The organism is Alcaligenes sp., assembly GCF_050255915.1.
Taxonomy (GTDB): Bacteria; Pseudomonadota; Gammaproteobacteria; order Burkholderiales; family Burkholderiaceae_B; genus Alcaligenes; species Alcaligenes aquatilis.
Map to the genome: position 1 here is coordinate 232666 of NZ_JBFWIQ010000007.1, position 12706 is coordinate 245371.

At 54.3% G+C, this 12706-nt stretch carries 15 protein-coding genes; 11 read left to right on the forward strand and 4 right to left on the reverse strand.

Annotation, left to right across the window (positions count from 1 at the left end):
- The first annotated feature begins 53 nt into the window (after positions 1–53).
- Both AB7E06_RS11230 and AB7E06_RS11235 read left to right on the forward strand, forming a co-directional pair.
- A complete protein-coding gene (locus AB7E06_RS11230; protein WP_094196535.1) occupies positions 54–1358 on the forward strand; it encodes an MFS transporter in 1305 nt (434 codons plus the stop codon).
- A gap of 76 nt (positions 1359–1434) precedes the next feature.
- The gene (locus tag AB7E06_RS11235) at positions 1435–2862 is read left to right on the forward strand and encodes an amidase (protein ID WP_427956995.1); all 1428 of its coding nucleotides are present in this window, start codon (positions 1435–1437) and stop codon (positions 2860–2862) included.
- Between the two features lie 94 nt (positions 2863–2956).
- Here the strand turns inward: AB7E06_RS11235 and AB7E06_RS11240 are convergent, their stop codons facing one another.
- Both AB7E06_RS11240 and AB7E06_RS11245 read right to left on the reverse strand, forming a co-directional pair.
- Positions 2957–3583 (reverse strand): hypothetical protein, encoded by a 627-nt coding sequence (locus tag AB7E06_RS11240; RefSeq protein ID WP_230018316.1) that lies wholly within the window; start codon positions 3581–3583, stop codon positions 2957–2959.
- A 261-nt stretch (positions 3584–3844) separates the two neighbouring features.
- On the reverse strand, positions 3845–4249 hold the full coding sequence (locus AB7E06_RS11245) for a RidA family protein (RefSeq protein WP_094196538.1): 405 nt from the start codon (positions 4247–4249) through the stop codon (positions 3845–3847).
- Positions 4250–4447: 198 nt separating this feature from the next.
- Here AB7E06_RS11245 and AB7E06_RS11250 point away from each other — a divergent pair, with 198 nt between their 5' ends.
- The 6 genes from AB7E06_RS11250 to AB7E06_RS11275 all read left to right on the forward strand — a co-directional run bounded on the left by AB7E06_RS11250 (position 4448) and on the right by AB7E06_RS11275 (position 8770).
- Positions 4448–4867 carry a GFA family protein gene (locus AB7E06_RS11250; RefSeq protein ID WP_094196539.1) on the forward strand — a complete coding sequence of 140 codons (420 nt, stop codon included), beginning with the start codon at positions 4448–4450 and terminating at the stop codon, positions 4865–4867.
- Between the two features lie 114 nt (positions 4868–4981).
- Positions 4982–5524, forward strand: coding sequence for a lipocalin family protein (locus AB7E06_RS11255; RefSeq protein ID WP_234354411.1), 543 nt, complete (start codon positions 4982–4984; stop codon positions 5522–5524).
- Positions 5525–5694: 170 nt separating this feature from the next.
- Positions 5695–6504 carry an ABC transporter substrate-binding protein gene (locus AB7E06_RS11260; protein WP_427957000.1) on the forward strand — a complete coding sequence of 270 codons (810 nt, stop codon included), beginning with the start codon at positions 5695–5697 and terminating at the stop codon, positions 6502–6504.
- A gap of 102 nt (positions 6505–6606) precedes the next feature.
- On the forward strand, positions 6607–7341 hold the full coding sequence (locus AB7E06_RS11265) for an amino acid ABC transporter permease (RefSeq protein WP_094196541.1): 735 nt from the start codon (positions 6607–6609) through the stop codon (positions 7339–7341).
- Positions 7341–8039, forward strand: a complete 699-nt coding sequence (locus AB7E06_RS11270; RefSeq protein ID WP_427957004.1) for an amino acid ABC transporter permease — start codon at positions 7341–7343, stop codon at positions 8037–8039. The genes AB7E06_RS11265 and AB7E06_RS11270 overlap by 1 nt, the downstream gene beginning before the upstream one ends.
- Positions 8036–8770, forward strand: coding sequence for an amino acid ABC transporter ATP-binding protein (locus tag AB7E06_RS11275; RefSeq protein WP_094196543.1), 735 nt, complete (start codon positions 8036–8038; stop codon positions 8768–8770). The genes AB7E06_RS11270 and AB7E06_RS11275 overlap by 4 nt, the downstream gene beginning before the upstream one ends.
- Positions 8771–8996: 226 nt before the next feature.
- Here the strand turns inward: AB7E06_RS11275 and AB7E06_RS11280 are convergent, their stop codons facing one another.
- Positions 8997–9275: a hypothetical protein gene (locus tag AB7E06_RS11280; RefSeq protein ID WP_094196545.1), complete on the reverse strand. Its 279-nt coding sequence runs from the start codon at positions 9273–9275 to the stop codon at positions 8997–8999.
- A 169-nt stretch (positions 9276–9444) separates the two neighbouring features.
- Here AB7E06_RS11280 and AB7E06_RS11285 point away from each other — a divergent pair, with 169 nt between their 5' ends.
- Both AB7E06_RS11285 and AB7E06_RS11290 read left to right on the forward strand, forming a co-directional pair.
- Positions 9445–9921, forward strand: coding sequence for a hypothetical protein (locus AB7E06_RS11285; protein ID WP_094196546.1), 477 nt, complete (start codon positions 9445–9447; stop codon positions 9919–9921).
- A 45-nt stretch (positions 9922–9966) separates the two neighbouring features.
- Entirely contained in the window at positions 9967–10329 is a 363-nt protein-coding gene (locus tag AB7E06_RS11290) for a hypothetical protein (RefSeq protein WP_125277818.1), read from the forward strand.
- 35 nt (positions 10330–10364) lie between these two features.
- Here AB7E06_RS11290 and AB7E06_RS11295 read toward each other — a convergent pair whose 3' ends face one another.
- Positions 10365–12068 (reverse strand): sigma-54-dependent Fis family transcriptional regulator, encoded by a 1704-nt coding sequence (locus AB7E06_RS11295; RefSeq protein ID WP_094196548.1) that lies wholly within the window; start codon positions 12066–12068, stop codon positions 10365–10367.
- 351 nt (positions 12069–12419) lie between these two features.
- Here AB7E06_RS11295 and AB7E06_RS11300 point away from each other — a divergent pair, with 351 nt between their 5' ends.
- A complete protein-coding gene (locus tag AB7E06_RS11300; RefSeq protein ID WP_094196549.1) occupies positions 12420–12692 on the forward strand; it encodes a phenol hydroxylase subunit in 273 nt (90 codons plus the stop codon).
- Positions 12693–12706 lie beyond the last annotated feature (14 nt).

The following is a 12706-nucleotide window of genomic DNA, read 5'->3' on the forward strand; positions in this document are numbered from 1 at the left end:
AAAACAAAATTTTTAATCTTTTTTTGTCCAAAAATAAATAAATTGAGGAATTCATGAGCTCTCCCTCTCATCGTCCGAGCGCCCCGCCTGGCCTCGACCCTGCCCCGGTCTCGCGCGTTCGTACCATTGTGGCTGGCAGTGTAGGCAACGCAGTTGAATGGTTTGATTGGACCATTTACGCTTCCTTCGCTATCTTTTTCTCCAGCCAGTTCTTTCCCGACGGCAATGAGACCACGGCGTTGCTGGCCAGCTTCGGCATTTTTGCAGTGGGCTTTTTCATGCGTCCCATCGGTGGCTGGTTGCTTGGCATTTTCTCCGATCGCTACGGACGCAAGGCCGCTTTAGGGCTGACTATCCTGATGATGGCCGGAGGGTCGCTTATTATCGCAGTAACCCCGACCTATGCTGCAATAGGTTTGGCGGCGCCTCTTTTGTTGACGCTGGCCCGTTTGCTGCAGGGCTTGTCCCTGGGAGGGGAGTATGCCTCGGCTACCACGTTCTTGACCGAGATGGCGCCCCCTCATCGGCGCGGTTTTTATTCCAGTTTCGTGTTCTTCAGTGCAGCAGTCGGTATTTTGGCGGCCTCGGCCGTGGGCTGGGTGCTCACGACCTGGTTGAGCCGGGCGGAGATGGCCGAGTGGGGCTGGCGTATTCCGTTTCTGCTGGGAGCATTGGGCGGTGTGGCTGGTCTTTGGATTCGACGCTCGATTCCCGAGACTGAGGCTTTTTCTGAAAGCAAAAAAGCGGGTGTAGAAAAGCAGCCTTTGCGTACCTTGTTGCGTGAGTATCCTGTGGAAGTGCTGCGCATTATCGGTTTTTCCATTCTGACAACCTTCGCGTTCTATATCTTTGTCGCTTACGTGCCGACCTACGCCATCCGCCATGTGCAGGCCGATCCCAAGGTGGCCTTTGCCGCCAATACGGTGGCGTTGATTGTGTTCATGGTGGTGCAGCCCTTGTTTGGCGCTTTGTCCGATCGTATCGGACGCAAGCCGCAGTTGATCGTGTTTGCCGCCGGGTATTTGTTCTTCTTTTATCCGCTCATGAGCACATTGGGGCCGTCTTTCGGTTCCATCCTGACGGTAGAGCTGTTTGGCTTGGTGCTGTACGCCATGTATACCTCGATTGGCCCTGCCATTATGTCTGAGCAGTTTCCAACCAGCGTACGTGCGGTTGGTATCGGGGCGCCCTATAACCTGATGGTGGCGTTGCTGGGGGGGACCACTCCTTATTTGTTGACCTGGTTGCAAAGCAATGGCTTGGAACGCTGGTTCTTTTACTATGTGCTGGCTGGTGCGGTCATTACCTTGATCACGTTCATCCGTATGCCCGAGACAGTCGGAAAAAAACTGCGCTGATCGCGCCCGTTTCGCCCGGTGTCAGGCCGGGCATGTACAGCCCGCTTGGCGGGCTGTGTGATTTTCAGGAAGCTCCATGTTGAAACAAGATGTCGCCCTTCATTTTCGAGATGCTCTTCAGATCGGTCTCGAGATTCGACAGGGCCGATTAAGTACCCGGCAAGTTGCCACCTATTTTCTGGACCGTATCGAGCGTGCTGCCGGACTTAATGCCTTTAGTGTGATCATGGCCGAGCGGGCCTTGGCTCAAGCAGACGCGGCTGACCGTCTACTGGCTGCTGGCATCGTGCTGGGGCCTTTTCATGGCGTGCCCGTTGCGGTCAAAGACAGTGTTCAATGGGAAGGAACCGAGGCGACCCTGGGCTCTCAAAGCCGTGTCGGCAAGATCAGCACGGAGACGGCGACTGTACTGCGTTCGCTGATGGCGCAAGGCATGGTGGTGCTGGGCAAAACCAAAATGACCGAGTTCGCCTTCGGCTTGTCCGGACAAAACCTGACTCAGGGTACGGCACGCAATCCGTGGGATGCTGCGGTAGCCCGCGCTCCGGGTGGCTCGTCCAGCGGGAGTGGGGTGGCGGTAGCGGCCGGTTTGGTGCCCATCGCCCTGGGGGGGGATACCGGTGGCTCAGTGCGTGCGCCAGCCACACTGAACGGCCTTGTCGGTTATAAGCCCTCGAGCGGAATGATCAGTGGCGCAGGCAGCTTGCCCTTGTCCGAGACCCTGGATGTGCTGGGGCCGATTGCCCGCAGTGTGGCCGATGCCCGCCAACTGGCGGCGGTATTGGCGGGGCCGGACATTGCCGACCCATCGACTTTGGTTTTGCCCGCCGCTTGTGTGGCTGCCCTGCGAGCACCTGCGGCACCGATACACAGCCCCATCGCTGTGCTCGATGCCCAGGCCTGGCCCGCTACCTTGGACAGCGCGACACAATTGAATTGGCAGGGCACGCTGGATCGTCTGCAAGCGGCGGGCCTGGAAGTGCAGACGTGGACGCCACCCCCTGCTTTATCTTTTGCTCGGATGGCAGAGGATAATTCAACGGTGCTCGCGTATGAAGCCTATCGTTATTACGGCGAGCTCGCTGCTGATTCTCGGCAAGCCTTGTGGTCGGTGGTGCGGGACCGTATTTTGGCAGGTGGGATGATTGATAGCGCATCTTATGAAGCCGCTTTGCAAAGACGCAGGACTGATATGCAGGTTTTTGCACAGGCGATGCAAGGTTCGGCTGCCTTGTTGATGCCCGCCTGCGATCAGGTGGCCCAAGCGTTGGACCCCGAGGATGTACGGCATGCTGGATTGGGTAAGTTACTGCGTCCTGGCAATTTCCTGGGAGCGGCGGCCATTTCTCTGCCTACCGGGTTGGATGAGCAGGGCTTGCCCACAGGCATTCAATTAATGACCCCGCGAGGGCATGATGCAGCCTTGCTCGATTGTGCGCACCTTGTTGAACAGGCGCTTGGCCGACTTTCTCGTCATCCGGACCTGGCGCACTGGGGGCTATAAATCCTGCCTGCCGCAGTCAGGCGGCTTGACAGCGCATGAGGTGACAGCGCGAGCCCCAAAAGTAGGGGCTTGTGCTGTCATTAACCTCGAAGGTTTAGCCGCGTTTGAACAAACGCTCGTGCATCCAGCCGTCGTTCGTCAGAATCAGGGCGGCTTTGCCCGAGATTTCCTCGGCTTTTGCCCGCTCCGCAAAGTTTCTGTAATTGGCGCCGATCGCCTCGGATCGGGCCCAGTCTTCTGCATCTTCCAGTTTGAAGCGGTAATTTACCTGCGAGACTTTGACACCCATCATGTCGCTGGGCTCAGTAAAGTTGTCTACAGCCACAACGGTAAATTTGCCTGTGCAAAAGGCATCGTGCCCGCCCATTGTGTTGGCCCCGTTAGGAACCAGGAATTTTTGGCCGACTTCAGTAAGTTGATACTCGGAGCCCGGTTCCATCTTGTCACCGAACATCGCTTTGACTTCCGTATCGCGCTTGCTCAGTAAGCCGGCTTCCACCAAGGCGTCTGCCCGTTTTTTACTGCTGCCTATCGTGTCGCGATTGGATAGCGTAAATGGCGAACCCTTTGCCGGAATGGCAGCACATAGCCCTTTTTGAGTATCCAAATACGTTTGAATCGCCGTGCTGAAATTGCTTTTATTGGCATCTTTGGCACTGCCGCAGGCGGCCAGCAAAACAATAACACTGCTCATGGCGGCGATTTTAATGACGGTATGCAAAACGAACTTCCCCTGTAGGTTAAACAATCGGTCGCTTAGTATAGCTGCGCCGTTTGTGCTCTTTTGGGCAACGCTGTTTTAGCAATGTGTCTAAATGTCTCTTGTTAAGAGATTCAGTGTTTAGTGTGTAAGGGATGTGATGGATGGCCTAAGGCACGCCCATGCCGCGCGACGTATGCGAATGTGGTTGGCGTTGGCTTGCTTGCCGTGGCCCGGCTCAGACCAGGCGAGCCGGGCAAGGTTGTGCAAAAAAGCCTGGGCTTAATCCAGCATGGCTTCTGCTTCAATCTCGATCAACCATTCCGACCGGGCCAGACCATGAATCAGAATCCAGGATGAAGGAGGGGGATTGACCGGGAAGCGTTTGAGCAATGCGGCTGCAATAGCATCTTGCTCTTGGGGCGAGCTGGCATCTTCCCGAATGAAAATTCGCAACATAATGACTTGGTCGATTGTGCCGCCTGCTTCGGCCAGAACCCGTTCTATATTGTCCAGTGCCGCTTCGGTTTGTTCGCGCATACCACCGCTGACGGTTTGCTCTTGGGCGTCGACACCCACTTGTCCGGACAACATGACACGGCGTTGGCCGGTAACAACCAGACCTTGGCTGAAACCGTATTGCAAAGAATTGAATACAGTGGGGGGATTAAGGGCGCTTTTAGTCATCTTCATAAACACATAAAAAGTCAGTTGAGGTGGTGTGTTCACGCACCGGGGTCGTATCTTGGGGCTTTATGTCGGAAGACAAGGGTTGAGCTGGAAATGGAGCGATTTCACTGGTTTGGACACGTCTTACATCGGCTTGCCGTAATTGGCTGATTCAGCCGCTAGAATGACGTGTCTACCTACCTAAAAGAGGCGCATATGGAAAACGACAAATCCATGATTCACGGCAAATGCCTGTGCGGTGCCGTTTCAATTCGTGTTCAGCAAGACAAGCCTTCGGTCAGTGCGTGCCATTGTGGCATCTGTCGCCATTGGTCCGGTGGTCCGTTCCTGTCGCTGGAGTCCCATGGAACCCCCGTGGTCGAAGGTGAGGAGCACGTGCGTTCCTATGCCTCCTCAGAGTGGGCGGAGCGCAGTTTTTGTGATGTGTGCGGTACCCATTTGTTTTACAAGCTCAAAGCAGGGGGCTTTCATGCCATCTCTGCTGGTCTGTTCAAGGATAGTGGGAGCTGGCCGTTTGAGCTGCAGGTCTTTATTGATGACAAACCTGGTAACTACGCATTTGCTAATAAAACGCGGGAGATGACGGGCGAAGACGTGATCAAGTTGTTTTCCTGATAATCGGGCTGGCTGGTGCAAGTCTGGTGTTTTATCTGGCCAAACCTGCATTGCCATGGCTATTAAAGAATGCTTCCAGGAACACGATCCTGGTCCACGCATAAGGAGTGCTCCATGATGAAAAGAATGCTTATTTTATCGCTGCCTGCACTATTGGTCGCTTGCGCCTCTTCTCAAGCTGATCTGGCAACTCAGGAAAATGTGGATCTGAACAAATACATGGGTACCTGGTTCGAGCAGGCGCGTTTGCCCAATAGTTTTCAGCGTGAGTGCATCGGTGATGTGCAAGCTAATTACGTGATGGCAGCCGATAAGACGATTACGGTCACCAATCGTTGTCAGGCTAAGGACGGTGAAGTGAAGGAAGCTATCGGGCAGGGGCGTTTGTCCCGTAGTGTGGAGCCGGCTGATCCGGCGATATTGGAAGTGCGCTTTGCGCCGAAATGGCTATCCTGGTTCCCCATGGTGTGGGGCGACTATTGGATCATGAAGCTGGAAGGGGACTATCAATATTCTTTAGTAGGGACACCGGACAGGAAATATCTCTGGGTGCTATCCAGGGAAAAACAGGCTGATCCACAGGTCGTGAACGAATTGCTGGATTACGCAGCCGCGCAAGGCTTCGCAGTGCAAAAGGTAGTACCGACCAACAAGTAGCGCGTATTCGGTAATGGCTCGATCAACACCTGCATAAATCAGAGCATCCCCTTAGGGTTTTTAGTAATAAGCATGGGGAAATTAGATCGTTTTGAATAGCTTGTGGCTGTGGTCGAATGGCACGACGGTATGTATCGGACGTGCCATTTTTTTATCGGAATGTGTTTATCATGAAGTCGTTTTTAAGCATTGCCGCAACCCTTACCCTGGCGTTGGTGGCTGGCGTGGCCCAGGCTGATCGTCTGGATGACATCAAGAAAACGGATGTCTTGAAAGTAGCGTCTTTTGACAGTAACCCACCGTTTGGTTTTGTAGATCAGAAGTCCCGTCAGATCACCGGTCTGGATGTGGATTTTGCCCAGGCTCTGGCCGATAAACTGGGTGTGAAGCTGGAGGTCTTGCCGACCAACCCGGCCAATCGTGTGCCGTTGCTGACGTCCAATAAAGTGGACCTGGTTCTGGCCAACTTCACCATCACGGAAGAGCGCGCCAAGCAAGTTGATTTCAGCATTCCGTACTTTGCATCAGGCCAGCAATTCCTGGCCAAGAAAGGCGTCTTGTCCTCTCCCGAGCAGTTGAATTCGCTGCGTATTGGTGTGGATAAAGGTACGGTCAATGAGATCGTCCTGCGTGAAAAATACCCCCAGGCCAAGCTGGTTGCCTATGACGATACGCCCTTCGCCTTTACCGCTTTGCGTAACGGCAATGTGCAAGCCATTACTCAGGATGGCCCCAAGCTGATCGGTCTGCTGGCCAATGTGCCGGACAAGGAAAACTATGAAATCCCGGCCTTCAGCATTTCCGAGGACTTGATCGGCATTGGTATCCCCAAAGGCGAGACAGCACTGAAGTCTTTTGTGGATGAAACTTTGCTGGAGCTGGAAACCCAGGGCAAGGCACAAGCCATTTATGACGTCTGGTTTGGCCCGCAATCCAAGACCCCGCTAGAGCGCTTGTACCGCATCGGTCAGCAACAGTAAGTCATCACGTGCTTGCAGGCCAGCCTTGACTGTTCAGGCTGGCCTTTTTCTGTTTGTGTTTTTAACAGCGGGATCGCTTGATCCTGCTTTTTGGTGTTTGCTATGCCGTCTTCTGATTTCTGGCTGGCACCCCACTATGTGGGCTGGTTGCTTCAAGGGTTCTGGGTCACGATCCAGCTCTCTTTAGTTGTCTCTTTCGCTGCAACTATTTTGGGCTTTCTGGTGTGTATTGCCAGACTGTCGCCCTTTGCCTGCTTGGCCTGGCCGGTGCGCGCTTATCTGAGTCTGTTCCGTAATACGCCCTTGTTGGTGCAATTGTTCTTCTGGTATTTCGGAGCCTCGGCCTTGATGCCGCCGGAGCTGGTGCAATGGTTGAACACTCAGCATATCTTGCAACTGGTCTTGTTCGATGTGCAGTGGCCCAGTTTCGAGATGCTGGCCGCTTTTGTGGGTTTGACGATCTACACCACGGCTTTTGTAGCTGAAGAGTTACGCTCCGGCGTGCGGGCAGTGCGCAAAGGCCAATGGGCCGCTGCCGCTTCTTTGGGTATGTCGTCCATGCAGGTCTGGCGCTATGTGGTGATGCCGCAGGCTTTGCGCAATACCTTTCCCTCGCTGATCGGGCAGTACATGAATGTCATCAAGAACACCTCGCTGACCATGGCCATTGGCTTGGCCGAGCTCTCTTATGCCTCCCGTCAGGTGGAAACGGAAACCTTCAAGACCTTCCAGTCCTTTGGGATTGCCACGCTGCTGTATGTTTTGTTGGTCATGCTGGTGGAGGTGGGAGGGCAGTGCTTGCAACGCCATCGCCTGCAAGTGCGAGGTGGGCTGTAATGAACTTCGACGTAATTCATGACAACCTGCTGTACTTCCTGGTGGGGGCGTATCCGCACGGCCCTTTAGGAGGGGCGGCGCTGACGCTTTTGTTAAGCGTGCTCTCGGCTAGTTTGTCGGCCGTTCTGGGGCTGGTTTTTGGGGTAGCCCTGGTTTTGACACGCGGCGTGGCGCATACCGCATTGCTGCTGTTTCTGGGCTTTTTCCGTGCCATCCCTGTGATCATGTTGATTTTCTGGGTGTACTTTCTGCTGCCCATTCTGTTCAAGGTGGATGTGCCGGGCCTGTTTACCGTGGTCTGCGCCTTGTCTTTGATTGGTGGTGCGTATCTGGCGCATTCGGTGTCAGCGGGCATCAGCAGCTTGCCGGCGGGGCAATGGCAAGCGGGCAGGGCGCTGGGCCTGAATACTGTTCAAATCATGACGTCCATCATTCTGCCGCAAGCCTTGCCGGTGATGTTGCCTTCTTTTATTAATCAGTGGGTTGCTTTGATCAAGGACACCTCGCTGGCTTATGTCATTGGCGTGGCGGAATTGTCTTTTGTTGCCACTCAGGTCAGCAATCGGGTCATGGTTCACCCCTCTGAAATCTTCTTGTTTGTCGGGCTGATGTACTACGTGATTTGCGCAACGCTGGAGTTGATTGCGAATCGGGTGGCCCGACGTTATGACAAACATCTGCGACTGGATGGCAAATGATCCGTATCGATAGTGTTTCCAAGTGGTATGGCACGTTTCAGGTGCTTAAGGACTGTACGGCCCAGGTGGACCGTCAGGAAGTGGTGGTGGTGTGCGGGCCTTCGGGCTCGGGCAAGTCCACCTTGTTGAAAACCGTCAATGGTCTGGAACCGTTCCAGCAAGGCACGATTCTGGTGGACGGCGTTTCCGTCGGCGATCCTGCGACGAATCTGCCGGAACTGCGCAGCCGGGTTGGGATGGTGTTTCAGAACTTCGAGCTGTTTCCGCATTTGAATGTCTTGGCCAATCTGACCTTGGCACAACGTAAAGTGCTGGGCAGGGGTCGTGATGAAGCGTCCGAACGGGCCTTGCTGTACCTGGATCGGGTGGGCCTGAAGGCGATGGCGGATCGCTATCCGGCCAGCTTGTCGGGTGGGCAGCAACAACGTGTCGCCATTGCACGGGCCTTGTGTATGGACCCGGTCTGCATGTTGTTTGACGAGCCTACCTCGGCTTTGGACCCGGAAATGGTCAACGAGGTGCTGGATGTGATGGTCAGCTTGGCGCAAGAGGGTATGACCATGATGTGCGTCACCCATGAAATGGGCTTTGCCCGCAAAGTGGCGGACCGGATGGTTTTCATGGATCAGGGCCAGATTCTGGAGGACGTACCCACGGATGTCTTCTTTGGTGATCTGGAGGGCCGGCCACAGCGAGTGCAAACCTTTTTGTCCAAGGAGCTGCGTCTGTAGCTTGTACCTTTGCACGGCAGCTAGTTTGATGATTGCCAAGCCAAGCCAAGCCAAGCCAAGCCAAGCCAAGCCAAGCCAAGCCAAGCGCAGCAGAGGCTGGGGCCCGTCTTCATAAAAAAAGCCCGCCTGTTGAAAATGGGCGGGCTTTTTTATGGGCGAGCAAACCAGGCTTGATGAAACAGGGCTAATGACATGCTTGCCCGGCCTGGAGAGTGTCGCGATGTGCTCAGGAAGACTGAGCGGCTGTGTCGAACGATTGCAGCACAGACTCTGATGCCAGTACGGCACGGCGTGCCTGTTCGTGTTGATCATGCAGGGCCAGGTAATGTGCTTCGGCCTCATCGCCTCGCGCTACATCCCCTTTGTATGACTGCGCTACGTAGTTTGCGTACCAAATGGACTCGGCTACGGTCATACCCACAAACACTTCATTGTCGTCCTGATCTTGAGACAGGGCACGGATACCAGATAAATACGCCCGTTCACGGGGCTGAAATTCCAACATAAGACTCCTTGATAAGCCTCCATTGTAGTGGGTAGAAGAAATCAGGCCAGTGTTGTGCCGCTGATGTGGGTTCTATTGGGACCGACAAGCCAGGCAATGACTCGGATCAAGGAACCTTGTCGAGTTAATGGACTCTTAACGCTTGTATGAGAAATACGAAAGGAAAATAATGACGATGTTACGTATATCGCTGACCGTGGGCCTGCTGTGGGTGTCTGCATCGGCTCTCGCTGCCAACGGACAAGAAAATGCCCGTTTAGGGCGGGTCCATGTGCAGGCGGACAGCATTGAAATGCTGGGGGCGGATTCGCTGAAAGCCTCGGGCAATGTGGTGGTGATCGGCAAAGATAGCGTGATTCACAGCCACGAGGCGCTCATTAGCCAAGACGGTTCGGTCATTCAGGTGCAGGCCGTGCAGTCTGGGCAGAGCCACACGTCGGAGTTTGACCCGCTCAGCCTTCAGGATGCCCGTGCGGCGGGGGGAGAAATGAGGCTGCAAAGAGAAGGGTATGTCGCAGTAAAAACAAAAGGTTTAAGTACGACCTGGTGGAATCGTGCCACCCAGACATGCGTCATGGTCAAGACAAGTCAGGGTCGCTATAGCGAGGTCAAGGTGCTTGCCGCTTCTGTGTGCATGGGCTCTTGACGCGCCGTGTTTGGCGATGGCGCTGCCAGCTTGTTGGGATAAATCGTGGAACGTCAAAGACAAGTATTTTTCCATTGTGCTGCCACCGTGTCAGGACTAGGGCTGTCCTTGTTAGCCTTGCTCCTGGCTTTGGTGTTTTTAGTGGATGGGTTTGCTAACCCGCAGCGTCAATTCGCGTTGATCAATTATGTATTTGCCGCCTTGGGTCTGTGTTTTTCCTGCTTGATTTTTGCCATGAGCCGCACTTATGACCGTGTTTGTTGCGGCTTACCGATGGCAAATCAAGGTATTGGTAAACGACTGGGCTGGTATCTAACGGCGCTTTACGCCATTTTGATCGGTTTGCTTGCCTTGGGTGCCGCAGGCATAGGAGCAAGGCTGCTACAAGGGCAGCATATATTTGGTTAAGGTGAGCGCCTGGCAGGGCAAGGCGCTGGTGCTGTTTACGCTGGCATCGCCACCTTTTTCAGCCGATATGCCAAAGCAGGCCTAGTCAGCCCCAGCCTGCGCGCCGCTTCTGAAATATTCCCGTTCGTCTTTTTCAGGGTTAGCTGGATGATTTGCTCTTCCAGATCATCCAGATTGAAGGGCGTTTCCAACAGATCCTCCAGATATTGCGTCTGGTGCGCGCTGAAACAGGGCTCTTTGGCCATAAAGCCTTGCGTGTTCAAACTGCTCAGATACTGTAAGGCACTTTTCTGTTGCGGAAACAGGTGGTGGGTTTCGATTTCATGATTGTGTTCGGTCAGGATGACACCGCGCTCGATCATGTTCTCGAACTCGCGGATATTGCCTGGCCAGTCGTACTGCATCAACAATTCCCGGCTGCGGTCGCTCACCCCCAGCACGTGCTTTTTGTACAGACTGGAGTACTTGTTCAGAAAATACTCGGTCAGTAACGGAATGTCTTCCTTGCGCTCACGCAGCGGCGGGATGTGGATGGGAAAGACATTCAGGCGATAGTACAGGTCGGCACGGAAAGTGCCTTTTTGTACGGCCTCGGCCAGATCTTCGTTGGTGGCGGCCACGACGCGTACATCGATATGGCGGATGTTTTCATCACCGACGCGCTCCAGCTCCTGTTCCTGCAAGACACGGAGCAGGGCGGCCTGGGACCGGGGCGATAGCTCCACGATTTCATCCAGAAAGATGGTGCCACTCTGGGCACGCTCAAAGCGACCGGGGCGGGATTTATGCGCGCCGGTATAAGCACCTTTCTCGACACCAAATAGTTCTGACTCAATTAGCTCCGGGGGAATGGACGCACAGTTCACTGCAATAAAGGGCTGATCTGCCCGATCGCTGGCGGCGTGCAGGCCGCGCGCGAAGGCTTCTTTCCCGACGCCGGTTTCCCCCAGCAGCAGCACGGAGACTTTGCTTTGTGCCGCCTTTTCCAGCAGATGACAGGCGGCCTGGTAGGCGGCGGACTGGCCAATGGAGTTGGGCAAGGTGAAGTTGGCGCTGGAGTGTTTGAACTCCTGTTCGCGCAACTTCACCAGCTCACATCGCAAGGCAAACAGTTCGTCCTGAACCGGGTCAGGCAGCATGAAGCGGTCAATCTCGGGGTCATCCGCTTCCCATTCTTCGGCAGGCTTGCCCACGATCTTGCAGTGGCTGTGGCCCATGGCGCCGCATTGGGTTTCTTTGTAGATGATGCTCTTGCCCATATAGAAGCTGGTGTAGCCACTGGCATACCCAAGCAAGCTCCAACAGACCGGCTCGCTGGATTGGCCGTGCTCTTTCTGGTGATTGCTGACTTCGTAGGAATCAAACCAGTCAAATTCGCCGTAGTACTGGCCGGCATCGCGATCAAAGGTCAGCGAAGTAGGCACCACTTTGACCATGCCGCGAATGGTGTGCATTTGTGGGCCGGCCAGAAAGGTCTCTTTCAATGACAGGTCCGGGCGCACTTTTTGGGACACTTCAGCATCTTTCATGCCGGCGTGGTAGCCAAAGCGCATCAGAAAGTATTTGGCGCGCTCGCTGCCCAAAGAGGCAATCAGCTCCTTGCGTAGCTGGCCAAAACCGCTGGCATGCAGCAAAAGCATGCGCTGCTCGCCAAACCATATTTTTCCTTCACGGGCATCAAAGCGAATGGCGTCGATCAGGTCCTGACTTAATGGCAGTGTGAGTTCCGTAGCCCCCATGGCTGTCTCCATCTGTTGTTTCTTATTGTGGTTTTGGGTGTTTTAAAAATCAGTATGCCGCCTGTCTTTCTGGTGACTCAAGGAAAACAGAATAGTGTCCAGAGGACGGATAAAACGGTTTTTTCTAGGGCTTTACCCTAACTCAGCATTTGATGAAAACGGCGCTAAGCACTTGATCAAATGATCAATTTTCTGTTGAGCCAGCCGCTCAGCAGCGCAGGGTATCTGACTGCCGCCACCTCTATCTCTTTAATCCTAAAGGGTTAAATCCTTCAAACATAAAGTTGGCACGCAGTTTGCTATGAACAGGCTGTGGACACTCATGCAACAGCTTGATCAGGAGGAGAACCGATGTCAGACACGAGCTTGCCCACTTTGACAAAGTACGTACGCGTGCGCAGTCCGGCCAATGCCCGCTTTGTGGAATTTGATTTTGCTATTGGTCAGCCGGACCTGTTTGTGGAGCTGGTCATGCCACCGGCGGCATTTGAGCAGTTTTGCCTGCAGAACAATGTCCAGCCCATGAGCGAGGAGCAAATGCGGGTCAATGACGAGAACGAAGAAAAATGGCGTTTTGGTTATGACACTTTGGTCGGTAACAGCCGTCAGGCTGAAGCCCAGTAGGTTTTATTCAGGAG